The organism is Castellaniella sp. (assembly GCF_041675725.1).
In the GTDB taxonomy this organism is placed as follows: Bacteria; Pseudomonadota; Gammaproteobacteria; order Burkholderiales; family Burkholderiaceae_B; genus Castellaniella.
Genome location: NZ_JBAYTI010000041.1, coordinates 1 through 25,861 on the forward strand (window position 1 = coordinate 1; position 25,861 = coordinate 25,861).

Genomic DNA, 25,861 nt, shown 5'->3' on the forward strand with positions numbered 1-25,861 from the left:
CGATTTCGTAGATCTGCGTCACCGGCGCGATCAATTGGGCAATGCTGGCCTGAGGCTCGAACAGAAACGCGGCATCGACCCGCTTGCCCACCAGCGACTGCACCGCGTCTGGCGGACTCACGCCCAGGATGTTCACACCCTCGGCCGCCAGCCCGGCATTTTTCAGGACCACGCCACGCAGCACGGTGTCCGCCGTACTGCCTTCTTTCTGGGAAGCCAGCGTATGCTGCCTGAGGTCGGCCACCGTGTGTATACCGCTGTCATCGCGCACCACCAGCGCGTGGTAGCCCCGCTGCGCACCGCCAACCACCTTCAGGTCGGCGCCGCGCGAAGACCAGGATGCCGCGTTGGTGAAGCCCAGCACCCCCGTATCGAGTTGACCGCCGACGATTGCCTTGATCAAGTCCGTGCCGGACTTGAATTCAACCAGCTCGGCAGCCAGACCCTGCTTCTCGTACAGCCCGCCTTCATAGGCGGCAATCGCCTGCGCGTCGTCCATCACGCGCAAATAGCCGATCCGGAACGGCTCGGCAGCCAGGGCAGGCGCCGCTGCGGCCAGCGCCAGTACGGCGGGAATCAATAGTCGGGCGAATTTCATGCTGCAAGTACCTCGGAGTGAGTAGGAGTCGGGGAAAGGGATGAGATGGACATGCGGGCGGCCTTGCCCTGCGTCATGCCCAGCAAGCCGAGAATGTCACGCCGGATGTCGGCATGACGGGACAAGTCGTGGGATTTCTGCTCGGCCGACAGCCGGAACGCCTGCAGCACCCGGGACGGCCGGGGGCTGAACACCAGAATGCGGTCGGCTAGAAACAGGGCCTCGTCCACGTCGTGGGTCACGAGCAGCACGGTGGGGCCTGTTTCACGGATCAGGGTCAGCAGGACATCCTGCAGGGTCATGCGGGTCAGCGCATCCAAGGCGCCGAAGGGCTCATCCAGCAGCAGCACTTCGGGCTGCGCGATGAACGCGCGAGCCAGGGCGCAGCGCTGACGCATTCCGCCAGAGACCTGATGGGGAAAGTAGTGTTCGAAACCCGCGAGCTGCACCTTGCCAAGCCATTGCACCGCCTGGCTGCGCGCCTGGCGACGCCCGACCTTTTGCAGTTCAAGGGCCATGGCCACGTTATCCCGCAGGCTGAGCCACGGATACAGGGCATTTTCCTGAAACATCAGCATGCGCCGCGGATCGGGCCCCTGTACCGGCCGACCATCGGCGCAAACCTGCCCGCCGGACGGGCTGTCCAACCCGGCGGCCAGATGCAAGAGCGTGGACTTGCCGCAGCCCGAGGGGCCCACCAGTGCCACCAGCTCACCGGGTGCAAACGTGCCTTCAAAATGCTCGAGCACAGGCAAATCGCCGAACTGCTTGCGAATGTTTTCAAATGTGAGGATCATGGACTGGACGGCAGGATCAAAGAAAGAAGCCAGCTCAGGAAAGGCGCATGATATGGCTGCGCCTTCGCTGAATGTGCTTTTACTATAGTCACGGCATTTAATAATCAACAACCAATGAATTGTGATTTCCATATAACCGACAGGCATCAAGATTTTCCATTCGATGCCCGGCTGCACGCACCATTCGAGCCTCCACGATGACCCAACAGACGATCCCCGAAGAAGACCCTGTCCTTTGGCTGCAAACCGCCTGCAGACAACTGCGGGACACGCTTCAGGCCCCTGGTTCGCACCCGTTGGACGCCGACCCGCCGGACCCTGCCACGGCCCCATGGCCACGCCGCGTGCGGCCAATCCTGGCGGCACTCGACGGCCTGGCGGTCGTGCTCGATCAGACGGTCGCGCCGGCGCTGCTCGAGTCCATGGCCGGCTCGGATGCCGTTTGCATCCGCGAACTCACCCAGGGCCTGGCCCAGGCCCACGCCGCGCTGGCGCGCAGGGCGGCCCGCGCCATGGCCCGGCCCGACGATACAGGCCGCAGCGGGACGGCGGCTGGCAGCGCCACGCCAGCGACGGCCGCGGCAGCCGGTACCGGCCTGTACCAGGCCTGGGTCAAAGAAACGCTCGAGTGGCTGGCCACGGCGCACGACGAAGTCCTGCCCATGGCGCAGCGCCTGCTGGATCCGCCCGCCTTGCAGGCGGTGGCGCAGGCGTGCAAAAAACAGCCCGGCTTGATGCAAATTATCCGGGGCCCCGCGCCCCATGGCTGATGCGGGCCCTGGAACCCCGCAACACCCAGATCACGCGACGCATCATGCCCACGAAGGTGATCGCCCAGGCCAGCAGGGCAAAACCCAAAAAGGCGTGCGGCACCCAGGCCAGGAAGTCGAAGTGCATGGCCCGGTTCATCTGCCAGGTGCAGACGGCATACATGCCCAGCGGAAAGACGGCCCCCCAGTACAGTGGGTCGTAGATGAACGGAAAGCGCATGAAACCATAGCGCCAGATGCCGAGCAGCACCAACATCGGAATCCACCAGGACCCCGTCGCCCAGTAAAACACCGTGAACCCTTTCAGGAATGGCAACAGCGACACCAGGAACGGGGCATCGGGCGCGTTCAGGATCAACAGCGATCCAGCCAGCGTGGAGATGGCCATGGCCCCCATGTTGATCCAGTAAGGTGGCACCAGGTCGCTGGGCAGGAACTTGAAGAACACGTAGCGGTAGAAAATCAGCGACATCATCCAGATGTACAGCATGCCGCCCCACAGCCACATGGACAGCGCCATGAGATTGAGTTCAAGCCGAAATGGCTGGTCGATGTGCGTCGCCAGCAGTGCGCTGCAGACGGCAATCGACTGCGTGGCCACGACCGCCAGCAGCCAGGCCCCGCTGATGCCCTCTGCCAGCGTGGGTTTTTCTGGTTTGACCGTGAACGCCGTGAAAATCGTATAGGTCAACAGGATCCAAAGCAGGCAGGCCAGCCCCCACAAGACAAAACCCAGCCAATAATCATTTTCCTGGACCATGAATTGGCTGGCCAGCACACCGGTGGCAGCCACCAGGGTGAAATAGCCGCTGCCCTTCAGGTGATCGACCATATCCCCGAAGAACCGGCGTGGATGGTACACCGCCCGCAGAATGTACAGCACCCACAAGACGGCATACTGCACCCCGTTCAGCACCAGCAGGCCACGCGCGAGCGCCGGATAGCCCATCAAGTGCCCCCCCATGGAGACGATCCCGGTCGCCATGACCAGGGCAAAGTAGGCGGGCGACAAGTCGGCCACCATCGCACGCCACCCCCAGGGCACGCGTCCGGTCGATGAAGGCAGCACAGCCGTGGGGGTTGCCGAAGCGGGCAGGTTCGCGCCAGTGCGGATTTCCTTGGAATCGTCGGTCATGCAAGCATCTCCGGGAAGGGTTGGCCGATCGACAGGCCGGATCTGTGCACGGCGCGGGCCTCGAGTGGCCAGCGGTGCCCCGCGCCCAGACTGGTAAAATGGCGGATTGAACTGAAGTGTAATACCAAGCGACAAGGATCCCATGGACGCAGAACGCCAAAACCAGATCATCCACCACATCGAAGACTGCCTCGAGCGCCAGGCGGCCTTACGGAGGTATCTTTGACTACGATACCAAGGCCGAGCGCCTGCTGGTCGTCAATGCCGAGCTCGAAAACCCCGATATCTGGGATAACCCCGAACACGCGCAGGCACTGGGGCGCGAAAAGAAATCCCTCGAAACCATCGTCCAGACACTGACCGAGCTCGAACGCGAACTGCTCGACGCCCGCGAGCTGTACCAAATGGCCAGCGACGAAGACGATGACGCTTCCCTGCTGGCCATCGAGGCCGATTGCGCGGCCCTCAATGAACGCCTCGAAGCGCTCGAATTCCGGCGCATGTTCTCCAACCCGGCGGATCCCCTCAATTGCTTCGTCGACATACAGGCGGGCGCCGGCGGCACAGAGGCCCAGGACTGGGCCGCCATGCTGCTGCGCCAGTACCTGCACTACGGCGAGCACAAGGGTTTCAAGGCCGAAATCCTCGAAGAATCCGAAGGCGACATTGCGGGGATCAAATCGGCCACAGTCAAATTCGAGGGCGAATACGCCTACGGGCTGCTGCGAACCGAAACCGGCGTACACCGGCTGGTGCGCAAGAGCCCGTTCGACGCTTCCAACGGGCGGCACACCTCGTTTGCGAGCGTATTCGTCTACCCGGAAATCGACGACTCCTTCGAGATCGAGATCAATCCGGCAGACCTGCGCATCGACACCTATCGCGCCAGTGGCGCGGGGGGCCAGCACATCAACAAGACCGATTCGGCCGTGCGCATCACGCACCAGCCGACCGGCATCGTGGTGCAGTGCCAGAACGATCGTTCACAACATCGCAACCGGGCCGAGGCCATGCAAATGCTCAAGTCGCGCCTCTACGAGCTCGAAATGCGCAATCGCATGGCCGAGCAGCAAAAGCTCGAAGACAGCAAAAGCGACGTGGGCTGGGGCCATCAGATCCGCTCCTATGTGCTCGACCAAAGCCGCATCAAGGATCTGCGCACCGGGGTCGAAATATCGAACACGCAAAAAGTGCTGGATGGCGACCTGGACCCCTTCATTACGGCCAGCCTCAAGCAAGGCATCTGATTCATGACCTCTCCTCTCGATTCCAGCACAGAAGAAAATCGCCTGATCGCCGAACGCCGCAGCAAGCTGTCCGCCCTGCGCGCACGCGGGCCTGCGTACCCCAATGATTTCCAGCCCGATGCCCATGCGGCCCAGCTGCACGCAGCGTTCGACGAACACGACGAAGCCAGCCTGGAAGCACTTGGCCAGCCCGTGCGCGTCGCGGGGCGCATGATGCTCAAGCGGATCATGGGCAAAGCCAGTTTCGCCACCCTGCAAGACGGCAGCGGTCGCCTGCAGCTGTATCTCGATCGCGGCAGGCTGGGCGAGGCGGCCTACGACGCCTTCAAGACCTGGGACATCGGCGACATTCTGGGCGCCGAAGGCACTGTCTTCAAGACGCGCAAAGGCGAGCTATCGGTGCGCGTGCAAAACGTACGCCTGCTGTCCAAGGCCCTGCGGCCCCTGCCCGACAAATTTCACGGCGTGGCCGACCAAGAACTGCGCTACCGCCAGCGCTATGTGGATCTCATCATGACCGAGTCCACCCGGCGCACATTCCTGCAGCGCAGCCAGGTGATCACGGCCTTGCGCACCCTGATGACCGACGCGGGCTTCCTGGAAGTCGAAACCCCCATGCTGCACCCCATCCCTGGCGGGGCCGCGGCACGGCCATTCGTGACCCATCACAACGCGCTCGACATGGACATGTACCTGCGTATCGCCCCCGAGCTGTACCTCAAGCGCCTGATCGTGGGGGGATTCGAGCGCGTCTTCGAAATCAACCGCAATTTTCGCAACGAAGGGGTCAGCCCGCGCCACAACCCGGAATTCACCATGATGGAATTCTACGCAGCGTATACCGACTATCGCTGGCTCATGGATTTCACCGAACAGCTGATCCGCACCACCACCCAACGTGTATGCGGGCGCACCGACCTCACCTACCAGGGCCAGCCCCTTGACCTGAGCCGCCCCTTCGATCGCCTGACCATCAACCAAGCCATCCTCAAGCACGCCCCTGGATACACGCCAGCCCAGCTGGCCGGCAGCGATTTCCTGCGAAAAGAGCTGCAACGCCTGGGGGTCGACATCCAGGCACCGACACTGGCGCAAGCGGGCCTGGGGGCGCTGCAACTGGCGTTGTTCGAGGAAACAGCCGAAGAAAAGCTATGGCATCCCACCTTCATCGTAGACTACCCGGTCGAAGTCTCGCCCCTGGCCAGGGCCTCTGATGTCCATGGGGGGGTCACCGAGCGCTTCGAGCTGTTCGCCTGCGGCCGCGAGATCGCCAACGGGTTCTCCGAGCTCAATGACCCCGAAGATCAGGCCGCCCGGTTTCTGGCCCAGGTAGAGGCCAAAGACGCGGGCGACGAAGAAGCCATGTATTACGATGCCGATTACGTGCGCGCGCTCGAATACGGCATGCCGCCCACCGGCGGCTGCGGCATTGGCGTGGACCGGCTGGTGATGATGCTGACCGACAACCCGAACATACGCGATGTGATTTTGTTCCCCCATCTGCGGCCCGAAGACTGACGGCCCGGCCTAGACAGTGAATGAGTCCCCGCAGCCGCAGGCGCCCTTTTCGTTTGGGTTGTGGAAGCGGAAGCCTTCGTTCAGGCCTTCGCGAGCGTAATCCAGCTCGGTGCCATGCAGATACGGCAGGCTGTCGGGCGCGACATATACCTTTGCCCCGAACTGTTCGAAGAGTTCATCTTGTGGATCGACCGAATCGACGTATTCGAGCTGATACGAAAACCCCGAGCAACCCGATGACTTGACCTCGAGGCGCAGGCCCAGGCCCTTGCCGCGGTTTTCCAGATGACGGCGAATCTGCACCGCCGCCTGTTCAGTGAGTGTGACAGACACGTTTGACCTCTCAGTTGGTGTGTTTGCTACCGTAATCTACCACAGCAGCGGCCAACGCATCGAGCGCCAGCAGTGCACAATGCAGTTTGTCCTGGGGCAACTGAAGGGCCTCGACGATGTCATGGCTGCCGATGGCCCGCACCTGGTCGAGCGTCAGGCCAGGCAGTTTCTCGGCCAGCAGCGCACCCGTGGCGATCAGCGCGCCGCAGCCGTAGGCACGAAAACGGGCCTCGGCCACCCGTCCATCCCGCACGCGAAGCTGCAGCTTGAGCACCTGCCCAACCTGCGGGGAGCCCACCAGGGCGGTGCCCACGTCGGGATCGGCCACGTCGAACGAACCGACACCCTGCGGATTGCGGTAGCGTTTCTCGACTTCGGGGCCATACAGCATGAGCGCCATCAGCACACCGCAGCCCAGTCGGCTGGCAAGAGGCCTTGCTCGCGCATTTCCCACAAGGGCGAGAGTTCGCGCAGGCGCAGGATTTCGGCACGCAGCCGCTGCACGGCATGATGGATTTCAGCGGCCGTCGTGAAGCGCCCCAGCGACATGCGCAGTGAACTGTGCGCGAGCGCGTCGCTGCGGCCCATGGCCCGGAGGACGTGCGAGGGCTCGAGATTGGACGAGGTACAGGCCGATCCGCTGGAGACGGCCAGCTCGGGCACCGACATGAGCAAGGCTTCACCTTCGACATGGGCCACACTGATGTTCAATGTGTGCGCGACCCGCTGGTCGGGATGCCCGTTGAGATAGATGTCGGGCAGGTCCGACAGGCCCGCCCACAGCGCATCGCGCAAGCTGCGGATGCGTGGGATCTCGGTATCCATGAGCTCGGCTGCGAGGGCATAAGCCGCCCCCATGCCGGCGATCTGATGCGTGGCCAGCGTACCGGAGCGCAGGCCTCTTTCGTGGCCGCCACCGTGCATCTGCGCCGCCAGGCGCACCCGTGGCTTGCGGCGCACGTACAAGGCGCCGATGCCCTTGGGCCCGTAGGTCTTGTGAGCCGACATGGAAAGCAGATCCACCCCCAGGGCCCGCACATCGATGGGCATCTTGCCGGTCGCCTGCGCCGCATCGGCATGAAACAGAATGCCTCTTTCGCGACACAGCGCCGCCAGCGCGGCGATGTCGAGAATGACGCCGGTTTCATTATTGACCAGCATCATGGAGACCAGCACCGTATCTGGCCGAAGCACCTGGGCGAGCGCATCGGGCTGGACCAGGCCATCCGGACCTGGATCCAGATAGGTGAGTTCGAACCCCTGCTGCTCGAGCGCCTGGCAGGTATCGAGTACAGCCTTGTGCTCGGTGCGTACCGTGACGAGGTGCCGACCCCGACCGCGGTGAAATTCGGCGACCCCCTTGAGAGCCAGGTTATCGGATTCGGTGGCCCCCGAGGTGAATACGATTTCGCGCGGGTCGGCGTGAATCAGGCTGGCAACCTGGGCCCTAGCCTGCTCGACGGCCTCTTGGGCGCGCCAACCCCAGGCATGGCTGGTGGATGCCGGGTTGCCGAAGTCCTGCGCCAGCCAGGGCAGCATGGCCTCGAGCACCCGCGAATCGACCGGTGTGGTGGCTGCGTGATCGAGATAAATGGGGCGTTCCTGTGACAGGTCAAAGGACATGCCGGCTCCTGAAGCGTCAAACCGAGACGGGATCCTGCGCGGAGGCCTCGGCCATGGAGGGGGCGGCAGATGCAGCCTTGCGGCGCTGGCGCAGCTGGCCGGATTCTTGCCACTCGCGCAGCCTTTCCTGATCGGCCAGATCCTGCAGCGACACCGAATCGAGATAGTCGACCATCTTGCGGTTCAGCGTGGCCCAGAGATCGTGGGTCATGCACTTGCCTGTATGGCCGTTGCGCCCGATGTTGCAGTTTTCTTTGCCGCCGCAGCTGGTGGCATCGAGAGGCTCGTCGACCGCGAAAATGATGTCGGCCACCGAAATGTCGCGCGCGTGACGAGCCAAAGTATACCCCCCACCCGGCCCACGTACGCTATCCACCAGTTCGTGGCGGCGCAGCTTGCCAAACAGCTGCTCGAGATAGGAAAGTGAAATGTTCTGTCGCCCGCTGATCGCAGCCAGGGTGACCGGGCCACTGTGGTGTCGCAAGGCGAGATCGATCATGGCCGTGACAGCGAAACGCCCCTTGGTAGTCAAACGCATGTTGATATCCTTTGTGACGATGATGGATAAACGGGTGATACCCGACTGCTCCAGTCGAGTATAGCGCCTTTACCCGACGATAATAGTCAACTTTAGGGTTATTCATCAGACAGAATTGACTCAGGTCAAGAGGAAACGACGCCGCCCGCAGACCTGGCCGCCACCGGCCGAGGGCAGCTATAAAAAAGGCGCCCTGGGGCGCCGTTTTCAAGTGTGGAGGATCAGGCGGCCTGATACTGCAGCGCCCGCTTGCGCACGAGCTCGAACACGCCCTGCGTGGCATCTTCGATGTAATCGAGGACCTTCACGAAACCTTCGGGCCCGCCGTAATACGGGTCGGGTACCGTGGCTTCTTCGAACTCGTTGGAGAAGCGCATGAGCAGCATGAGCTTATGGTGGTAGACTTTAGGGCACCGCTGCTGCAAAGCAGACAGGTTTTCCCAGTCCATCGCCAGGATGAGATCGGCATCGCGGAAATCATCGGCCTGGATCTGCCGGGCGACGTAGCCCGACAAGTCATAGCCGCGTTTTTGCGCTGCCGCCTGTGCGCGCGCATCGGGGGCTTCGCCCACATGGAAGTGATGGGTCGCTGCCGAATCGACTGAAACCGCATCGGACAAGCCAGCCTCATCGACGATGTGCTGAAAGACGCCCTGGGCAGTGGGAGAGCGACAGATGTTGCCCGTGCAGACAAAAAGTACCTTATGCATGATAGGTGAAAGTGTGCGGGAAAACCCGGAATTTGTCCAGCATTTTTGGGCCAAAATGGCAAAAATTGTGGGTCATGACAACAGCACCCGGTTCTTGAGGGCGTTCAGGGTGTCGCGCACCCGGGCCGCCTGTTCGAACTCGAGATTGCGCGCGTGCTCGTTCATGCGCTGCTCGAGGCGGCGGATCTCGCGCGCCAGCGCTTTTTCGTCGTGCAGGGCGGCCTCATCATAGGGGGCTGGCTCGGCCACGGGCACGCTGGCGCTCACACCATCGATCAGGTCGCGCACCGCCTTGCTCACGCCGCGCGCCGTAATGCCGTGGATCTGGTTGAACGCTTCCTGCTTTTCGCGCCGGCGGGCCGTTTCGTCCATGGCCCGCCGCATGGAATCCGTGATCACCTCGGCATACAGGATCGCCTGGCCGTTCAGGTTGCGCGCCGCCCTGCCCATGGTCTGGATCAGGCTGCGTTCGGAGCGCAGGAAACCTTCTTTGTCGGCATCGAGAATCGCCACCAGGGAGACTTCGGGGATGTCCAGGCCCTCGCGCAGCAGGTTGATGCCCACGAGCACGTCGAAAGCCCCCAGGCGCAGGTCGCGGATGATTTCAACGCGCTCGACGGTATCGATGTCTGAATGCAGATAACGCACCTTGAGGCCATTTTCCTGCAGATACTCGGTGAGGTCCTCGGCCATGCGCTTGGTGAGCGTGGTGACCAGCACCCGTTCGTGACGGGCGATCCGCAGTTTGGCTTCGCCGAGCAGGTCATCGACCTGCGTACGGGCAGGCCTGACTTCGACGGCTGGATCCACCAGCCCGGTGGGCCGCACCACCTGCTCGACCACCTGGTCGGCATGCGCCGCCTCGTAAGGGCCCGGCGTGGCCGATACGAAGATGCATTGCGGCATGCGCGCCTCGAATTCCTCTAGGCGCAATGGGCGGTTGTCGAGCGCCGAAGGCAGCCGGAACCCAAAGTTGACCAGCGTCTCCTTGCGCGAGCGGTCGCCCCGGTACATGCCGCCCAGTTGTCCGATGGTGACGTGGCTTTCATCGATGAACATCAGAGCCCGGCTCGGCAGGTAATCGATGAGTGTGGGCGGCGGTTCGCCAGGCGCCGCGCCAGACAAGTGGCGCGAGTAGTTCTCGATACCCTTGCAGAATCCGAGTTCCTGCAACATTTCGAGATCGAACCGGGTACGCTGCTCGAGACGCTGGGCCTCGACCAGGCGGTCCTCGGCCGTGAGCTCGGCCAGGCGATCCCGCAGCTCTTCCTTGATGGTGCCAATCGCGCGCAGGATCGTCTCGCGCGGCGTGACATAATGCGAGCCTGGAAAGACCGTAAAGCGCAAGAGATCCTGCAGCGGGCGGCCGGTCAACGGGTCGAACAAAGTGAGGGATTCGATCTCGTCGTCGAACAAGGTGATGCGCAGCGCATTTTCGGCGTGTTCGGCCGGGAACACGTCGATCACCTCGCCCCGCACCCGAAACACCCCCCGCGCGAATTCGGCGTCGTTGCGCTCATACTGCATGGATACGAGCCGGGCGAGGATTTCTTGCCGTGCGATGTGGTCGCCCGTACGCAGCGTGAGCACCATCGCATGATAGTCTTCTGGATTGCCGATCCCATAGATGCACGAGACCGTCCCCACAATGATGGTATCGGGGCGCTCGAGCAAGCTTTTGGTGGCCGACAGGCGCATCTGCTCGATGTGCTCGTTGATGGAAGAGTCTTTTTCAATGAACAGGTCGCGCGCCGGTACGTACGCCTCAGGCTGGTAGTAATCGTAATACGAGACGAAATACTCGACCGCATTGCGCGGGAAGAACTCGCGCATCTCGGCGTACAGCTGGGCAGCCAGCGTCTTGTTGGGCGCCAGCACGATGGCCGGACGGCCCATCCGGGCAATGACGTTGGCCATGGTATAAGTCTTGCCCGAACCCGTAACACCCAGCAAAGTCTGCGCCATGAGGCCATCGCGCAGCCCCTGCTCGAGGAGCGCGATGGCCTCGGGCTGGTCGCCTGCCGGAGGATACGGCTGGAACAATTGAAACGGGCTGCCGTCGAACTGCACGAAATCGCCGCTCACATCGGGCTTCAGATCCATCATGGCCTTGCTGGACACCATTGGGGTAAACCCCTTATTATCACATCGTTGGTTTTTTTGACCAAGCATCGATCCAGCACGCATCCCATTTCCTTTCACCCTTGACCGTCCGCACCCCATGTCATCCATTTTTGCCGCCGTCGAACTGGCGCCCCGCGACCCCATCCTTGGCCTGAATGAACAATTCAAAGCGGACACGCGCCCAACCAAAGTCAATCTGGGGGTCGGCGTTTATACCGACGACCACGGGCACATCCCGCTGCTGGAAGCCGTTCGCAGGGCCGAAAAGCAGCTGTACGAGCGGGCCGAACCCCGCAATTACCTGCCGATCGACGGCATCCCAGGCTACAACCAGGGGGCCCAGAAGCTGCTGCTGGGCCAAGACTCGCCCCTGGTGTCCGAGCATCGCTCGCTGACCGTACAGACCCTGGGCGGCACCGGCGCACTCAAGGTCGGGGCCGATTTCCTCAAGCAGATCCTGCCGGGCGCCCAGGTGGCCATCAGCAGGCCCAGCTGGGCCAACCACGAGGCTCTGTTCACGGCCGCTGGCTTTCCAGTCATCCAGTATGCCTACTACGACGCGGCCACCCACGGGCTCGATTTCAATGGCATGCTGACCTCGCTGCGCCAGCTGGCACCGGGCACCATCGTGGTCCTGCACGCGTGCTGCCACAACCCCACGGGGGTCGATCCCACCATCGAGCAGTGGGGCCAGATCGCCGATCTTCTGCAAGAAAAGCAGCTCGTGCCGTTCCTGGACATCGCTTACCAGGGTTTCGGTGCAGGCCTCGAAGAAGACGCCGCCGTCGTGCGTCTGTTTGCGGGCCGTGGGTTCACGTTGTTCATCAGTTCGTCGTTCTCCAAATCCTTTTCGCTCTATGGCGAGCGGGTGGGTGCGCTGACGCTGGTCACCGCCGGGGATGACGAAAGCACGCGCGTGCTCAGTCAGCTCAAGCGCGTGATCCGCACCAACTATTCGAACCCCCCCACCCATGGGGGCGCTCTGGTCGCCACGGTGCTGAACTCGCCCGAGCTCTATGCCCTTTGGGCCGACGAGCTCGCCGCCATGCGCGAACGCATCCGCCAGATGCGCCAACAGTTCGTTGAAAAGCTGCAGGCCTGTGGCGTACAGCAAGATTTCAGCTTCGTCAGGCAGCAACGCGGCATGTTCTCGTTTTCGGGCCTGACCACCGAGCAGGTCAGGCGCCTGCGCGACGAATTCGGCATTTATGCCGTCGACAGCGGCCGCATTTGTGTCGCGGCCCTGAACACCGGCAATATCGACTACGTGGCCCAATCCATCGCCACCGTGCTGAAAAACTGACTGTCGGGCTTGCGAGCCGGCCCCCGATGGGCCACAATCACACTGTTCTTATATACAGCATTGTGTCATGGCCCACAAACTGACCGACCGGCAACACCAGATCCTGCAACTGATCCGGCAGGCCATCCTGCAGGCGGGCCGCCCGCCCACCCGGGCCGAAATCGCCCAGGCGCTGGGGTTCCGCTCGGCCAATGCCGCCGAAGACCACCTGCGCGCCCTGGAGCGCAAGGGGTATATCCAGCTGTCGGCCAATACGTCGCGCGGCATTCGTCTCACGCCCCTGGCACTGCCCACCGAAGCCGCCAATGATGCGGCCCCTCATGCGCAACCCGGTACAGCCAATGAGAACGCGCCACCCGCCATCCAGGTGCCGCTGGTGGGCCGCGTCGCGGCCGGCGCGCCCATCCTCGCCACGGAACACATCGAAACCGAGATCTCCGTGGCCCCTCATCTGTTCGCCCGCACGCCCGATTACCTGCTGCGGGTTCGCGGCAGCAGCATGCGCGATGCCGGCATCCTCGATGGCGACCTGCTGGCCGTCCAACGCACACCCGAAGCACGTCACGGCCAGATCGTGGTGGCCCGCCTCTCCAACGAAGTCACCGTCAAACGGCTCAGCCACCAAGGCGGGCACATTTCCCTGTTGCCCGAAAACCCCGATTTCTCGCCGATACCGGTCGGCCCAGGCGATGATTTCTCGATCGAAGGCATCGCCGTCGGCCTGATCCGCACGACGGCACTGGGCTAGCCTGGGCCCGCGGCACGTACCGCGGGCCTGGCGGCTCGAATATCAACGGGTCGGGCGTGTCCGGGGGCGGCCGCAATCGGCGGGCAGTGCAACGGCCGGTTGCGCCGCCCGCCTGGGCCGATACCGCGCTCAGTGCTTGAGCACCCCGCCCCGGCCCGATTCAGCCGGCTGGCCGGCGGCGGCGACGGCTTCGGCCGCCAGGCGCGCAACCTCTTCATCTGACAGCGCCTTGGGCATGTGCTGCAGGGCGACCTCGAGCACGCGATCGATCCAGCGCACCGGGATGATCTCCAGGTGATTCTTGACGTTGTCGGGAATCTCGACCAGGTCTTTCACGTTTTCTTCGGGAATCATCACGGTCTTGATGCCGCCCCGATGCGCCGCCAGAAGCTTTTCCTTCAGGCCGCCGATCTCGAGCACCTCGCCGCGCAACGTGATTTCGCCCGTCATGGCGACATCCGAACGCACCGGGATCCCCGTGAGCGCCGACACCATGGCCGTCGTGATCGCGATACCGGCCGAGGGACCATCCTTCGGCGTGGCGCCTTCCGGAAAGTGCACGTGCAGATCGCGCTTCTCGAAGGCCTGGTCGGCAATACCCCACTTGCGCGCCCGTGCGCGAACCACGGTACGGGCCGCTTCGACCGACTCTTTCATGACATCGCCCAGCGACCCGGTACGCAGCACCACGCCCTTGCCCGGCATGTCGGCCACCTCGATCGTGAGCAGATCGCCCCCGACTTCGGTCCAGGCCAGCCCGGTGGCCTGCCCGATCTTGTCTTCGGTTTCGGCATGGCCGAAATTGAAGCGACGCACCCCGAGAAATTCATTGAGGTTATCGGAATCCACCATGACCCTCTGATCGGGCCGGATGCGCGTGCGCGCGCCCCTGCGCTTGCCCGCGGACGGATCGGCCGCCAGCAGGCGCTTGACCGTCTTGCGACAGATCTTGGAGATCTCGCGCTCGAGCGCCCGCACCCCCGCTTCGCGCGTGTAATAACGCACGATGTCGCGGATGGCCGCCTCGCTGATCGTGAGTTCGCCTTCCTGGACGCCGTTGTTCTTCATGAGCTTGGGCAGCAGGTGATCGAACGCAATGTGCACTTTCTCGTCTTCGGTGTAGCCCGACAAGCGGATCACCTCCATCCGGTCGAGCAAGGCGGGCGGTATGTTGAGCGTATTGCTGGTGGCTACGAACATCACGTCGGACAGATCGAAGTCGACCTCGATATAGTGGTCCTGGAAAGTGTGGTTCTGCTCCGGATCCAGCACCTCGAGCAGGGCCGATGACGGGTCGCCCCGGAAATCCGCCCCCATCTTGTCGATTTCATCGAGCAGGAACAACGGGTTGCGTACACCAACCTTGGCCATGTTCTGCAGGATCTTGCCTGGCATGGAGCCAATGTAGGTGCGCCGGTGACCACGGATTTCGGCCTCGTCGCGCACACCGCCCAGCGCCATGCGCACGAACTTGCGGTTGGTGGCCCGCGCCACGGACTGCCCGAGCGAGGTCTTGCCCACGCCCGGGGGCCCGACCAGGCACAGGATCGGTGCCTTGAGCTTGTCGACCCGCTGCTGAACGGCCAGGTATTCGATGATGCGCTCCTTGACCTTTTCGAGGCCATAGTGATCGGCATCCAGCACCTGTTCGGCGTTCTGCAACGAATTGTTGACGCGGCTCTTTTTCTTCCAGGGAAGATTCAGCAGCGTATCGATATAGTTGCGCACCACAGTGGCCTCGGCCGACATGGGCGACATGAGCTTGAGCTTCTTGAGCTCGGCATCGGCCTTTTTGCGTGCCTCTTTGGGCAGGCCCGCAGCCGCGATGCGCTTTTCGAGCTCTTCGATGTCCGCGCCTTCTTCGCCCTCACCCAGCTCTTTCTGGATGGCCTTGACCTGTTCGTTCAGGTAGTAGTCGCGCTGGCTTTTCTCCATCTGCTTCTTGACGCGGCCGCGAATGCGCTTCTCGACCTGCAGGATGTCGATCTCGGACTCCATCTGCGACAGCAGCGCCTCGAGGCGGGCGGTCACGGACATGGTTTCCAGCAACGCCTGCTTCTGCTCGATCTTGAGCGGTAGATGCACCGTGATGGTATCGGCCATGCGCCCGACGTCCTCGATCTCGCGCAGAGATACCAGGATTTCCTGCGGCACTTTCTTGTTGAGCTTCACGAACTGCTCGAACTGGGCCATGGCCGCGCGGCGCAGGGCCTCGGCCTCGGCGTGGTCGAAAGGTTCTTCGTCGAGCCCGACCACACGCCCCATGAAATGGGTTTCGGCATCCTGGACGCTATCCAGACGGCAGCGCTGTTCGCCCTCGACCAGCACCTTGACGGTGCCGTCGGGCAGTTTCAGCATCTGCAGAATGGTCGCGGCGCAACCGATCTGGTAGAGATCTTCAGGGACCGGATCGTCCTTGCCGGCCGACTTTTGCGCCACCAGCACAATGGGACTGCTGGACTCCATGGCCAGCTCGAGGGCCTTGATCGAACGAGGCCGCCCGACAAACAGCGGGATCACCATATTGGGAAAGACCACCACGTCGCGCAAGGGCAGCAGGGGCAGATCGATGGGATCCAGGCTGGAAATCTGACTGGCAGACATGCTTGTTTCCTTGAAGGATTGAATCAAAACCCGAAGGAGGTAGAGACCCCCTTGGGGGCATCATGCGATTGCATCATGCTTGAATGAGCATATGGTGTCACAGCCCCCGGACTTCAAGGCCTTCTGGACCCCGGCCCACGATCCATGGCCGGGGACTCCCGCCTGGGCGCCGTCAGGCGGCTGCGGTGCGCAGATTCTTGTCTTCTGTATGGCGCTCGGGCCTGGGCCCCTTGATGAGCCGGGGGATGATGTCGTCGGTCTCGGCATCGAGCACGACGCGATTGACGTCGTTCAGCGAGGGCAGGTCATACATGGTGCCGAGCAGCGATTGCTCGAGTATCGAACGCAGGCCCCGTGCGCCGGTACGCCGTTTGATGGCACGCTGGGCGATGGCCTGGAGCGCTCCCGGAGTCACGTCGAGTTCTACGCCCTCCATTTCGAAGAGCTTCTGGTACTGTTTGACCACCGCATTGCGGGGTTCGGTCAGGATACGGACCAGCGTGACTTCGTCGAGTTCATCGAGCGTGGCCAACACCGGCAGGCGACCGACGAGTTCGGGGATGAGACCGAACTTGATCAGGTCTTCGGGCTCGACCTCGGCGAAGAGTTCGCCCACGCCGCGTTCCGAGCGCGCGCGCACCGTCGCCGAGAAACCGATGCCCGAACGCTCTGTGCGATCGCGTATCACCTTGTCCAGACCCGCAAACGCCCCGCCGACGATGAACAAGATGTTGGTGGTATCGACCTGCACGAAATCCTGGTTCGGGTGCTTGCGCCCGCCCTGCGGGGGAACGGACGCCACCGTGCCCTCGATGAGCTTGAGCAGGGCCTGCTGAACGCCTTCGCCGGATACGTCGCGCGTGATGGACGGGTTGTCTGACTTGCGTGCGATCTTGTCGATTTCGTCGATGTAGACGATGGCCTGCTGCGCCCGGTCGACCTCGTAGTTGCAATTCTGCAATAGCTTCTGGATGATGTTTTCGACGTCTTCACCCACGTAGCCGGCTTCGGTCAGCGTGGTGGCATCGGCCATCACGAAAGGCACATCGAGCATACGCGCCAGCGTCTGGGCGAGCAGCGTCTTGCCCGAGCCCGTGGGCCCGATCAGCAGGATGTTGCTTTTGGACAGTTCGACGTCCCCTTGGCTGGCCTCTTGGTAGCGTATGCGCTTGTAGTGGTTATAGACCGCGACGGCCAGGTTGCGCTTGGGGGCATCCTGGCCAATGACATAGCCGTCCAGGAACGACTTGATTTCATGCGGCGTGGGGAGTTCTTCGCGTACCGCGGCCCGCGCCGCGTCTTGGGATTCTTCGCGAATGATGTCGTTGCAGAGGTCTATGCATTCATCACAAATATAGACCGAAGGCCCCGCAATCAGTTTCTTGACTTCGTGCTGGGTTTTGTTGCAGAAGGAGCAGTGCAGGGGTTTTTCCTGACTGGAACCTTTTTTATCGGTCATGGCAATCCACTACTACTTTTTGGCTTCGTCGGCACGCGAAACCAGAACCTTGTCGATGAGGCCGTAGGCCTGGGCCTCTTGGGCCGACATGAAATTATCGCGCTCAGTGTCTTCGGCGATGCGGTCGATCCCCTGCCCCGTGCGCTCTGCCAGTATGCCATTGAGGCGCTCGCGCAGATGGAGAATTTCTTTGGCCTGGATCTGGATGTCGGATGCCTGGCCCTGGGCACCGCCCGAAGGCTGATGGATCATGATACGCGAATTGGGCAAGGCGTAGCGTTTGCCCCGTGCCCCGGCCGCCAGCAGAAAGGCCCCCATGCTGGCGGCAATGCCCGTGCACAGCGTGGAGACTTCGGGTTTGACGAACTGCATGGTGTCGTAGATGGCCATCCCCGCATACACCGACCCACCGGGGGAATTGATGTACAGCGAGATGTCCTTGTCGGGGTTTTCGGACTCGAGAAACAGCAGCTGAGCGACGATCAGGTTGGCGGAGTGGTCGTTGACCGGCCCCACGAAAAAAATCACGCGTTCACGCAACAGGCGGGAATAGATGTCGTATGAACGCTCGCCACGGCCCGACTGTTCGATGACAATGGGCACATAGCCCAGGCCCGTGGGCGCCACGGTTTCCCCCCCATGCAGGGCGGCATAAAAATCAGTGAAACGTGATGTCATGGTTGACCTGCCATTACCGGGTACCCATCAGGGTATCAAAATCCACGGCCTCATCGGTGACCTTGGCGACGCCCAGCACATGATCGACCACATTGTCTTCGAGGACGAAGGATTCGATTTCTGCCCGGCGCTGCTTGTCGGACAGGTAATACGCAACCACCTGGGCCGGTTGCTCGTAGCTTTGGGCGAATTCCTCGATGCGGGCGCGCACCTGCTCGGGCCGGGCCTTGAGTTCGGCCTGGCGGATGAGCTCACCCACCAGCAGCCCCAGACGCACCCGGCGCTCGGCTTCGGGGCGCAACTGGTCTTCGGGCAGATCGATGGTGTCGGCATTGGGCAGGCCGCGCTGGGTGAGTTCTTCGCGCATGGCCTTGATGCGTTCCTGGAGCTCGCTGTCGACCAGCGCTTTGGGGAGATCGAAGGCGCAGGCGGCCGCCAGCGCATCCATGACGCTGGCCTTGGTGCGATTGCGGGCACGGGCACGGGCCTCGCGCTCGACATTGCCGCGGATTTCGAGCATCAGGGCCTCGACGTCGCCCTCGGCCTGCCCCAGGGCCCGCGCAAAATCGGCATCGAGTTCGGGCAGCTCGGGTTCGGCGACTTCTTTGACTTTGATGGTGAATTCGGCCTCTTTGCCTGCGACGTCGGGGCTGCCGTAGTCGTCGGGGAACTTGAGCGGGAAGGTCTTTTCGTCGCCCGCCTGCATGCCCTGGACGGCCAATTCGAATTCGGGCAGCATGCGCCCCTGCCCCAGCACGAAGGGAAAGTCTTCGGCGGTGCCGCCTTCGAAGGCCACACTGTCGATCGTGCCGGCGAAATCGAGGGTGACCCGATCGCCGTCCTGGGCGACCCGGCCTTCGACCGGCCTGAATACCGTGCGCTGCTGACGCAGGATGGCGACTGTCTTGTCGACTTCGGCATCGCCGATTTCCACTGTGCTGCGCACGACTTCAAGCGCGCCCAAATCGGGGATCGCAACCTCGGGATAGACTTCGAAGGTGGCTGAAAACGCCATCACGCCGTCTTCGACCCCTTCGACCTTGGGCTCGAGCACGGGGGCGCCCGCAAGGCGTAGATCGGCCTCTTCGATGACCTTGTCGAGCGACTTGCCGATCTGGGTGTTGATGACCTCGTAGCGCACGGACGGCCCATGGCTGCGTTCGATGATGGACAGCGGCGCCTTGCCTGGACGAAAGCCCTGCACCTTGGCCGTACGCGCAATGCGCTTGAGCTGGGCCTGAACTTCTTTTTCGACGTCGGCGACCAAGACGGTCAGATCCACTCGGCGCTCAAGGCCGGACAATTTTTCAACCACGGGCTGCATCAGGTACCTATCGAGAGTGAGACAGTGAACAAACGAGTCATTTTAGCGGAAAGTCACGGCCGGCACAGGGCGCGGCCGCCGACGCGCCCTGTAGGCCGGATGTTCACACGCTATAATTCCATGCCCGATTGCGAACGTGGCGGAATTGGTAGACGCACCAGGTTTAGGTCCTGGCGCCGCAAGGCGTGAGAGTTCAAGTCTCTCCGTTCGCACCACAGCGGGCAAAGGCCAGCGCCCTAGTGGCTAACCAGGCTGCAGGTACTTTCGTCCAGCCCACCGAACGCCACTTCACCGTCCACTGTCGCCAGGCGCTCCATGTAATCCCAGGGCTTTTTGGATTCTTCCGGCGTCTTGACGCGGAAGAGATAGAAGTCGTGCACCATGGTGCCGTCTTCGCGGATGTGCCCCTTGGAATACATGTCGTCGATCTGCATGGTGCGCAATTGCGCCATGACCTTGTCGGGATCATCGGAGCCCGCCGCTTCCACCGCCTTCAGGTAGGTGAGCGTGGCAGAGTAATCGGCCGCATGGTTGCCGTTGGGCATCTTGCCAACCACGTCGTAGTATCGCTGGGCAAAAGCACGGGTCTGGTCGTTGGTATCCCAGTACCAGGGCTCGGCCAGCAACAGGCCCTGCGCGTTGGCCAGCCCCATGGCGTGTACGTTGGTCACGTACATCAGCAGGGCCGCGACCTTCATCTGGTCGGTCAGGCCAAACTCCTGGCTGGTGTTGATGGCGTTGATCGTGTCGTCTCCCGCGTTGGCCAGGGCCAGAACCTGGGGGTTGGCCGCCTGGGCCTGCAGGACGAAGGACGAGAAATCGCTGGTGCCCAACGGCGCCCTGACACGCCCGGTGACGTGGCCGCCGTTTTTCTCGAGCACGTCGACGGCTTCTTTTTCGAGATCATGGCCAAAGGTATAGTCGGCCGTAAGGAAATACCAGTCTTTGCCGCCTTCTTTCAATATGGCGGACACGATGGTCCGGGCGACCGAGCGCGTATTGTAATGATATTGGACGGTATAGGGCGTGCACTTGTCATTGGTGAATGCGGTCGACCCCCCGCCCACGTTCATGAAAACGAATTTTTTGTCGTTCAGAAGGCCATTGACCGCCAGCAGTACGGCAGAATTGTCGCCCCCGACGATCATGTCGAGCTTTTCTTCATCCAGCCACTGGCGCGCGATCGATGCGCCGATGTCGGCTTTGGCCTGGTGGTCTGCCACGTAAAGCTGGATGGGCTTGCCCGCCACCGTACCGTTGAAATCTTCGATCGCCAGCTGGATGGCCGTTTTACCCCCAATGCCCGTGTTGTCCGAGTACGGGCCAGAGAGGTCGGCCAAGTATCCAATACGCACTTCGTCCTGTGAAATGTCCGCCCAGCTTGTGCCTGCCATGGCCAAGGCCAGGATGCCGATACCCCATTTCAATGTCGATGCTGCTGCCATGATGATCTCCTGAAGATCTGGTAAATGGATGACAGATCATTAGAGCAAATGGCTGGGGCTTGATCAAGAATAAGACGTTGGCCCCCGCAGCGCAAATTCGAGCACCTCGGGCATATAACGCTCGAAATCGGAGATCCCGTGATCACTGCCATCGATGATGCGCTGGCCGCACCCCGCATATCGCAGCTGCATCTCGCGCCAATCCAGCACTTCGTCTCCCGTGGCGGCCAATAGAAAATATCGCTCCGGCCGCGACAGGATGGGGATGTCCGCTTCGGCCCGGGCCAGTTCGGTGACGTGCGTGGGCAGGAATTCGAATGGCTGATCGCCATGGAACGTACGATGCAGCCCCACCTGGGTGGCCAGGTCGCGTGCGGCATGGACCACGGGGTTGAGCAGAATGGCGCGGCAGCCGGTCTGTTCAGCCAGCCAAGTGGCATAAAAACCGCCCAATGACGAGCCGATGACCACGACGTCGCGGGCGGGTATGGCCGCGGCCTGCCCCGTCGCCAGATCCAGCGCCAGGCGCATGGCCTCTGCGGGGCTGGCTGGCAGCTGGGGACAATGCCACCGATGCGCCAAGCCGCGGCGCATGAACTGCGCCCCGAGCAGGCGGGCCTTGAAGGAATCCGGCGAGGACCGAAAGCCGTGCAGATACAGGATCATGGGCGGAGTGCCTTTGCAGGCGGATTCGACCCCGCCATTTCCTCGACCCGGGACGCGTCGGTGGACATCATGAACGATCTCAGGCCAATTCACGCAGCATCTGGCGTGCAATCACCAGTTGCTGGATCTGGGTTGTGCCTTCGTAGATACGGAACAAGCGCGCATCCCGGTAGAAACGCTCGATCCCGTATTCACTCATGTAGCCGGCGCCCCCAAAAATCTGTACGGCCCGATCCGCCACGCGGCCACACATTTCTGATGCAAACAATTTTGCGCAAGACGCCTCGGTGGTTACCGGCAACCCGTCGTCGCGCCGGCACGCCGCATCGATGACCATGCTGCGCGCCGCATAGATCTCGGCCTTGCTGTCGGCCAGCATCGCCTGGATGAGCTGGAACTCGCCAATCGCCCGGCCAAACTGCCGCCGCTGGGCCGCATAGCGCAAGGCCTCGTCCAGCATGCGCTCGGCGACGGCCACACAGATTGCGGCAATGTGGATCCTGCCCTTGTCCAGCACTTTCATGGCCGTTTTGAAGCCACGGCCCTCGACCCCGCCGATCAGATTCGCGGCTGGCACCCGGCAATTCTCGAAGATGACGTCACAAGTATGCGCCCCTTGCTGGCCCATTTTCCGGTCGCGCTTGCCCAGACTGATGCCCGGGCTGTCGGCGTCCACGATGAATGCGGAGATCCCGTCCGCGCCTGCCCGGGACGGGTCCGTTCGGGCCATCAAAGTGAATACACCGGCGTGCGGCGCATTGGTGATGAAACGCTTGGTGCCGTTGACGACGTAGGCGCCGCCGTCCCGGATGGCGGTGGTTTTCAGCGACGCGGCATCCGAGCCGGCCTCCGGCTCAGTCAAGGCAAACGAGGCGATCAGCCGGCCCGTGGCCATGCGTGGCAGATAGCGCTGTTTTTGCTCTTCGGTGCCATCCAGAAGAATGCCCTGCGAGCCGATGCCGACAGTGGTTCCGATCAATGACCGGAATGCCGGCGATGCGCGCCCCAGTTCCAGCATGGCCCGGACCTCTTCCTCCATGGTCAGTTCGAGCCCCCCGTACGCCTCGGGAATGGTAAGCCCGAACAGGCCGATGTCCTGCATTTCAGCCACGATATCAGCGGGGATTTCATCCGTTCGGGCGATCAGGTCCTCGTTTGGAATCAAGCGCTCGCGCACGAAGCGCGCAATGTTGCTTAAAAGAATGTTCAGTGTTTCCTGCTCCCGGATCATGACGACACGGCCTCCCTGATGGACGGAATGCCTGGAATCCTGCGATGCAGCGTCCGACAGGTCAAGTCGGCCCCCTAGATAGTTCCGTACATTGAAAATGAAATTCGATATTCCAATGAAGAAATTCACGACGAAACAGTGTCTTATAACCAAAGCGCTTATTTCCATAGTACGGAACATACTGACAATGCCCGTTGACGCGCCCGTGCTCCGTCGCAAATCATTCCCCTGTGTGCGCTGGCATTCGACACCACGCCAATGGGGTGGACGCATGCCACAGCCGTACCGCCCGCCTGCAACGATATCGACACGAGGAGCGCCATGGATCTAGGACTGACAGGAAAAACCGCGATCGTCACCGGTTCGGCCAGAGGCTTGGGCGCCGCGACCGCGCGGCGTCTGGCAATCGAGGGCGCTCACGTGATCATCACCGACATCAGCGCCGAATCCGCGCACCGGCTGACCCGCGCGCTCACGGCCGAAGGCCTCAGCGCCCACTGCATCGTCGCCGACGTCACCCGCAACGACGACGTCACCCGGCTGGTCGACGAAACCCTGAGCGTGTTCGGCGGCGTGCATGTGCTGGTCAACAACGCAGGCTTTCCGCGCGATGCGTACTTGGTGGACATGACCGACCAAGACTGGGACGCGGTGATAGACGTGATGCTCAAGGGCGCTTTTCTGACCACGCGGGCAGTCATGCCGCAGATGATCAAACAGCGCTGGGGGCGCGTCATCAACATCAGCTCGCGGGCCCATTTCGGCAACCCGACCCAAGTCAACTACGCGACGGCCAAAGCAGGCCTGATCGGCATGGCGAAGGCCATTGCCATCGAAGAAGGGCGCTACGGCATCACCGCGAACTGCATTGCCCCCGGCTTCATGGACACCGAAATGATTCAGGCTCTGCCCACCTACGAGGTCATCAAGGAGCGTGCCCTCCGTTCCCAGCCGGTCAAGCGCCCCGGCGCACCCGACGACGTAGCCGATGCGGTTGCCTTCCTGGCCAGCGAACGCGCATCATTCATCAGCGGCGAAGTCCTGCACGTCACCGGAGGGCGTTATGGCTGAACTGAGGAGAGCCGCCATCGTCTGTCCGCTACGGACCCCCGTGGGTAAATTCGGTGGCCAACTCAAAAATGTTCCTGTCGAAGAACTGGGCGCCATCGTAGCGCGCGCCATCATTCAGCGTACGGGCCTGGATCCCGCGCGCCTAGACGACGTGGTGTTTGCGCAAAGCTACGCGAATAGCGAAACCCCGTGCACAGGGCGCTGGGTCGCACTGCAGGCCGGCTTTCCGATCGAAGTGCCGGGCATGCAGCTGGATCGTCGCTGTGGCGGCGGCCTGCAGGCAGTCGCGACAGCGGCGATGATGGTTCAGACAGGGGTCGCCGACGTCGTCATGGCCGGTGGGGTGGAAAGCATGAGCAACATCGAGTACTACACCACAGACATGCGTTGGGGCCGGCGGGCCGGCTCGGCCATTTTGCACGACCGCCTCGCTCGCGGCCGCGAGCGATCGCAGCCAGAGGCCCGGTTCGGCCACATCAGCGGCATGATCGAAACCGCCGAAAATCTGGCCCGCGACTACCACATTACACGTGAACAGTCCGATGCCTTTGCCGTACGCAGCCATCAGCGGGCGGCCGACGCATGGGCGAGCGGGCGTTTCGCCGACGAAATCGTGCCGGTGTCCGTACCACAACGCAAGGGCGACCCCGTGACGTTCGACCGCGATGAAGGCGTGCGCAGCGACTCCACGCCAGAGCGTTTGGCCGGATTCCGCCCGATCCAGCCCGACGGCGTCGTTACCGCGGCCAATGCATGCCAGCAAAATGACGCAGCGGCGGCGTGCCTGGTCGTCGCAGAAGACAAGCTGCAGGCGCTCGGGCTGCAGCCGGCCGCCTGGCTGCTGGGCTGGGCTGCGGCGGGCTGCGAACCGTCGCGGATGGGCATCGGCCCCGTTCCTGCCGTCGCCAAAGTATTGGCGCGCACTGGTCTCACCCTGAAGCAGATGGACCTCATCGAGCTGAACGAGGCTTTTGCCTGCCAGGTCCTGGCCTGCATCCAGGGTTGGGGCAGCCACCTCGACGAACTCGACGAACGCCTCAACGTCAATGGCTCGGGGATTTCCCTGGGTCATCCGGTGGGGGCGACCGGCGTACGCATCCTGACCACGCTGCTGCATGAACTGGGCCGCCGCAAGGGGCGCTACGGGTTGGAAACCATGTGCATCGGCGGAGGTCAAGGCATCGCAGCCATTTTTGAGCGCGCCTGATTCGATTCACGCACGCTTTTACTTTAGCCCGGCAACCAAGGGCATCTCGAGGAGACATCATGAAATCAGCAAACCGCGCAACAGGCTACGTCCTGACCGCACTATCCGCCCTGGCCATCGGCGCCGCGGGCACGTCACCGGCAATGGCGCAGGACACCATCAAGCTCGGCATGTCCATGCCGCTTTCAGGCGCCGCAGCCGTCTGGGGAATCGGCTCCGAATGGCTGTGCAACCAGGCCGCCGCCGAAATCGCCGAAACCGGCGGCGTCAAAGTCAAGGACAAGACCTATCAATTCGAATGCGTCACCTATGACAACAAATACAATGCCGCCGACGGTGCGAAAGTCGCCCAGGCGCTGATCAACAAGGACGACATCAAATTCGTGGCCGGCAGCCTGGGCACGGCGCCGGTGCGGGCCCTGCAATCGCTCACGGAACGCAAGGGCGTACTGCTGCTTACCGTCGCTTGGGGAAAGAGCATCAAGGGTCCGGATTATCCCCTGACGTTCACCGGCATGAACACCATCATCGAAATCGCCGGGCCAGTCACCGAATACGTCTCCAAGCAGCATGACATCAAGACCGTGGCCCTGCTCAATCCCAACGACGCCACCGGCAAAGAATCCGAAGAATTCGTGCGACAGGCCTGGGAAGCCGTCGGCGCCAAAGTGGTCACCAGTGACTTCTACGAGCGGGGCAACAGCGAATTTCAGCCAGTCGCAGCCAAACTGA

Annotated in this window: 24 protein-coding genes and 1 tRNA gene; 9 read left to right on the plus strand and 16 right to left on the minus strand. The window is 62.4% G+C overall.

Going from position 1 to position 25,861, the window contains the following annotated elements:
• The coding region (locus WCZ84_RS09355; RefSeq protein WP_372686005.1) for an ABC transporter substrate-binding protein at positions 1-598 on the minus strand (598 nt) is incomplete at its 3' end.
• Positions 595-1,395: an ABC transporter ATP-binding protein gene (locus tag WCZ84_RS09360; protein ID WP_372686006.1), complete on the minus strand. Its 801-nt coding sequence runs from the start codon at positions 1,393-1,395 to the stop codon at positions 595-597. The genes WCZ84_RS09355 and WCZ84_RS09360, both read right to left, overlap by 4 nt.
• Before the next feature lie 197 nt (positions 1,396-1,592).
• On the opposite strand from WCZ84_RS09360, the gene WCZ84_RS09365 reads away from it, so the two are divergent.
• On the plus strand, positions 1,593-2,165 hold the full coding sequence (locus WCZ84_RS09365; RefSeq protein WP_372686007.1) for a hypothetical protein: 573 nt from the start codon (positions 1,593-1,595) through the stop codon (positions 2,163-2,165).
• Here WCZ84_RS09365 and WCZ84_RS09370 read toward each other — a convergent pair.
• Positions 2,137-3,300 carry a tellurite resistance/C4-dicarboxylate transporter family protein gene (locus WCZ84_RS09370; protein ID WP_372686008.1) on the minus strand — a complete coding sequence of 388 codons (1,164 nt, stop codon included), beginning with the start codon at positions 3,298-3,300 and terminating at the stop codon, positions 2,137-2,139. The genes WCZ84_RS09365 and WCZ84_RS09370 overlap by 29 nt on opposite strands.
• Positions 3,301-3,442: 142 nt before the next feature.
• Between WCZ84_RS09370 and prfB the strand changes: the two genes are divergently transcribed.
• Together prfB and lysS are read left to right on the plus strand one after the other, a co-directional pair.
• Positions 3,443-4,547, plus strand: a protein-coding gene (gene prfB / locus WCZ84_RS09375; RefSeq protein ID WP_372686009.1) for a peptide chain release factor 2 whose coding sequence is annotated in 2 segments (ribosomal slippage) — positions 3,443-3,523 and positions 3,525-4,547 — 1,104 coding nt in all. Because the reading frame shifts where the segments join, the coding sequence is not laid out codon by codon here.
• 3 nt (positions 4,548-4,550) lie between these two features.
• Entirely contained in the window at positions 4,551-6,065 is a 1,515-nt protein-coding gene (lysS, locus tag WCZ84_RS09380; protein ID WP_372686010.1) for a lysine--tRNA ligase, read from the plus strand.
• 9 nt (positions 6,066-6,074) lie between these two features.
• Here lysS and WCZ84_RS09385 read toward each other — a convergent pair whose 3' ends face one another.
• The 6 genes from WCZ84_RS09385 to uvrB all read right to left on the minus strand — a co-directional run bounded on the left by WCZ84_RS09385 (position 6,075) and on the right by uvrB (position 11,393).
• On the minus strand, positions 6,075-6,398 hold the full coding sequence (locus tag WCZ84_RS09385) for a HesB/IscA family protein (protein ID WP_372686011.1): 324 nt from the start codon (positions 6,396-6,398) through the stop codon (positions 6,075-6,077).
• Positions 6,399-6,408: 10 nt separating this feature from the next.
• The gene (locus WCZ84_RS09390; protein ID WP_372686012.1) at positions 6,409-6,798 is read right to left on the minus strand and encodes an iron-sulfur cluster assembly scaffold protein; all 390 of its coding nucleotides are present in this window, start codon (positions 6,796-6,798) and stop codon (positions 6,409-6,411) included.
• The gene (locus WCZ84_RS09395; RefSeq protein ID WP_372686013.1) at positions 6,798-8,021 is read right to left on the minus strand and encodes an IscS subfamily cysteine desulfurase; all 1,224 of its coding nucleotides are present in this window, start codon (positions 8,019-8,021) and stop codon (positions 6,798-6,800) included. The genes WCZ84_RS09390 and WCZ84_RS09395 overlap by 1 nt, the downstream gene beginning before the upstream one ends.
• A 16-nt stretch (positions 8,022-8,037) precedes the next feature.
• Positions 8,038-8,559 carry a Fe-S cluster assembly transcriptional regulator IscR gene (gene iscR / locus WCZ84_RS09400; RefSeq protein ID WP_372686014.1) on the minus strand — a complete coding sequence of 174 codons (522 nt, stop codon included), beginning with the start codon at positions 8,557-8,559 and terminating at the stop codon, positions 8,038-8,040.
• A 221-nt stretch (positions 8,560-8,780) separates the two neighbouring features.
• Entirely contained in the window at positions 8,781-9,272 is a 492-nt protein-coding gene (locus WCZ84_RS09405) for a low molecular weight protein-tyrosine-phosphatase (protein ID WP_372686027.1), read from the minus strand.
• Positions 9,273-9,341: 69 nt separating this feature from the next.
• Positions 9,342-11,393, minus strand: a complete 2,052-nt coding sequence (gene uvrB / locus WCZ84_RS09410; protein ID WP_372686015.1) for an excinuclease ABC subunit UvrB — start codon at positions 11,391-11,393, stop codon at positions 9,342-9,344.
• A 97-nt stretch (positions 11,394-11,490) separates the two neighbouring features.
• Here uvrB and WCZ84_RS09415 point away from each other — a divergent pair, with 97 nt between their 5' ends.
• Both WCZ84_RS09415 and lexA read left to right on the plus strand, forming a co-directional pair.
• Positions 11,491-12,696 (plus strand): aromatic amino acid transaminase, encoded by a 1,206-nt coding sequence (locus WCZ84_RS09415; protein ID WP_372686016.1) that lies wholly within the window; start codon positions 11,491-11,493, stop codon positions 12,694-12,696.
• Positions 12,697-12,763: 67 nt separating this feature from the next.
• Positions 12,764-13,444: a transcriptional repressor LexA gene (gene lexA / locus WCZ84_RS09420; RefSeq protein WP_372686017.1), complete on the plus strand. Its 681-nt coding sequence runs from the start codon at positions 12,764-12,766 to the stop codon at positions 13,442-13,444.
• A 129-nt stretch (positions 13,445-13,573) separates the two neighbouring features.
• Here lexA and lon read toward each other — a convergent pair whose 3' ends face one another.
• The 4 genes from lon to tig all read right to left on the minus strand — a co-directional run bounded on the left by lon (position 13,574) and on the right by tig (position 19,509).
• Positions 13,574-16,048, minus strand: coding sequence for an endopeptidase La (lon, locus tag WCZ84_RS09425; protein ID WP_372686018.1), 2,475 nt, complete (start codon positions 16,046-16,048; stop codon positions 13,574-13,576).
• Between the two features lie 172 nt (positions 16,049-16,220).
• Positions 16,221-17,507: an ATP-dependent Clp protease ATP-binding subunit ClpX gene (gene clpX / locus WCZ84_RS09430; protein ID WP_372686019.1), complete on the minus strand. Its 1,287-nt coding sequence runs from the start codon at positions 17,505-17,507 to the stop codon at positions 16,221-16,223.
• Positions 17,508-17,519: 12 nt separating this feature from the next.
• Positions 17,520-18,185, minus strand: a complete 666-nt coding sequence (clpP, locus tag WCZ84_RS09435) for an ATP-dependent Clp endopeptidase proteolytic subunit ClpP (protein WP_372686020.1) — start codon at positions 18,183-18,185, stop codon at positions 17,520-17,522.
• Positions 18,186-18,198: 13 nt separating this feature from the next.
• Positions 18,199-19,509, minus strand: a complete 1,311-nt coding sequence (gene tig, locus WCZ84_RS09440; RefSeq protein ID WP_372686021.1) for a trigger factor — start codon at positions 19,507-19,509, stop codon at positions 18,199-18,201.
• Positions 19,510-19,639: 130 nt separating this feature from the next.
• Here tig and WCZ84_RS09445 point away from each other — a divergent pair.
• Positions 19,640-19,724: transfer RNA gene (locus WCZ84_RS09445), tRNA-Leu, on the plus strand.
• 21 nt (positions 19,725-19,745) lie between these two features.
• Here the strand turns inward: WCZ84_RS09445 and WCZ84_RS09450 are convergent.
• The 3 genes from WCZ84_RS09450 to WCZ84_RS09460 all read right to left on the minus strand — a co-directional run bounded on the left by WCZ84_RS09450 (position 19,746) and on the right by WCZ84_RS09460 (position 22,851).
• Positions 19,746-20,954: an ABC transporter substrate-binding protein gene (locus tag WCZ84_RS09450; RefSeq protein WP_372686022.1), complete on the minus strand. Its 1,209-nt coding sequence runs from the start codon at positions 20,952-20,954 to the stop codon at positions 19,746-19,748.
• A gap of 63 nt (positions 20,955-21,017) precedes the next feature.
• The gene (locus WCZ84_RS09455) at positions 21,018-21,620 is read right to left on the minus strand and encodes a YqiA/YcfP family alpha/beta fold hydrolase (protein ID WP_372686023.1); all 603 of its coding nucleotides are present in this window, start codon (positions 21,618-21,620) and stop codon (positions 21,018-21,020) included.
• Between the two features lie 79 nt (positions 21,621-21,699).
• Positions 21,700-22,851 carry an acyl-CoA dehydrogenase family protein gene (locus WCZ84_RS09460; RefSeq protein ID WP_372686024.1) on the minus strand — a complete coding sequence of 384 codons (1,152 nt, stop codon included), beginning with the start codon at positions 22,849-22,851 and terminating at the stop codon, positions 21,700-21,702.
• A 321-nt stretch (positions 22,852-23,172) separates the two neighbouring features.
• Between WCZ84_RS09460 and fabG the strand changes: the two genes are divergently transcribed.
• The 3 genes from fabG to WCZ84_RS09475 all read left to right on the plus strand — a co-directional run.
• On the plus strand, positions 23,173-23,922 hold the full coding sequence (fabG, locus tag WCZ84_RS09465; protein ID WP_372686025.1) for a 3-oxoacyl-ACP reductase FabG: 750 nt from the start codon (positions 23,173-23,175) through the stop codon (positions 23,920-23,922).
• A gap of 1 nt (position 23,923) precedes the next feature.
• Entirely contained in the window at positions 23,924-25,129 is a 1,206-nt protein-coding gene (locus tag WCZ84_RS09470; protein WP_372686028.1) for an acetyl-CoA C-acetyltransferase, read from the plus strand.
• Positions 25,130-25,188: 59 nt separating this feature from the next.
• A partial coding sequence (locus WCZ84_RS09475; protein WP_372686026.1) for an ABC transporter substrate-binding protein occupies positions 25,189-25,861 on the plus strand: 673 nt, incomplete at its 3' end.

Coding starts and splice junctions, on each gene's coding strand:
- WCZ84_RS09360 (WP_372686006.1), bottom strand. CDS start 1,395: ATGATCCTCACATTTGAAAACATTCGCAAGCAGTTCGGCGATTTGCCT.
- WCZ84_RS09365 (WP_372686007.1), top strand. CDS start 1,593: ATGACCCAACAGACGATCCCCGAAGAAGACCCTGTCCTTTGGCTGCAA.
- WCZ84_RS09370 (WP_372686008.1), bottom strand. CDS start 3,300: ATGACCGACGATTCCAAGGAAATCCGCACTGGCGCGAACCTGCCCGCT.
- lysS (WP_372686010.1), top strand. CDS start 4,551: ATGACCTCTCCTCTCGATTCCAGCACAGAAGAAAATCGCCTGATCGCC.
- WCZ84_RS09390 (WP_372686012.1), bottom strand. CDS start 6,798: ATGGCGCTCATGCTGTATGGCCCCGAAGTCGAGAAACGCTACCGCAAT.
- WCZ84_RS09395 (WP_372686013.1), bottom strand. CDS start 8,021: ATGTCCTTTGACCTGTCACAGGAACGCCCCATTTATCTCGATCACGCA.
- iscR (WP_372686014.1), bottom strand. CDS start 8,559: ATGCGTTTGACTACCAAGGGGCGTTTCGCTGTCACGGCCATGATCGAT.
- uvrB (WP_372686015.1), bottom strand. CDS start 11,393: ATGGTGTCCAGCAAGGCCATGATGGATCTGAAGCCCGATGTGAGCGGC.
- WCZ84_RS09415 (WP_372686016.1), top strand. CDS start 11,491: ATGTCATCCATTTTTGCCGCCGTCGAACTGGCGCCCCGCGACCCCATC.
- lexA (WP_372686017.1), top strand. CDS start 12,764: ATGGCCCACAAACTGACCGACCGGCAACACCAGATCCTGCAACTGATC.
- lon (WP_372686018.1), bottom strand. CDS start 16,048: ATGTCTGCCAGTCAGATTTCCAGCCTGGATCCCATCGATCTGCCCCTG.
- clpX (WP_372686019.1), bottom strand. CDS start 17,507: ATGACCGATAAAAAAGGTTCCAGTCAGGAAAAACCCCTGCACTGCTCC.
- clpP (WP_372686020.1), bottom strand. CDS start 18,185: ATGACATCACGTTTCACTGATTTTTATGCCGCCCTGCATGGGGGGGAA.
- tig (WP_372686021.1), bottom strand. CDS start 19,509: ATGCAGCCCGTGGTTGAAAAATTGTCCGGCCTTGAGCGCCGAGTGGAT.
- WCZ84_RS09450 (WP_372686022.1), bottom strand. CDS start 20,954: ATGGCAGCAGCATCGACATTGAAATGGGGTATCGGCATCCTGGCCTTG.
- WCZ84_RS09455 (WP_372686023.1), bottom strand. CDS start 21,620: ATGATCCTGTATCTGCACGGCTTTCGGTCCTCGCCGGATTCCTTCAAG.
- WCZ84_RS09460 (WP_372686024.1), bottom strand. CDS start 22,851: ATGATCCGGGAGCAGGAAACACTGAACATTCTTTTAAGCAACATTGCG.
- fabG (WP_372686025.1), top strand. CDS start 23,173: ATGGATCTAGGACTGACAGGAAAAACCGCGATCGTCACCGGTTCGGCC.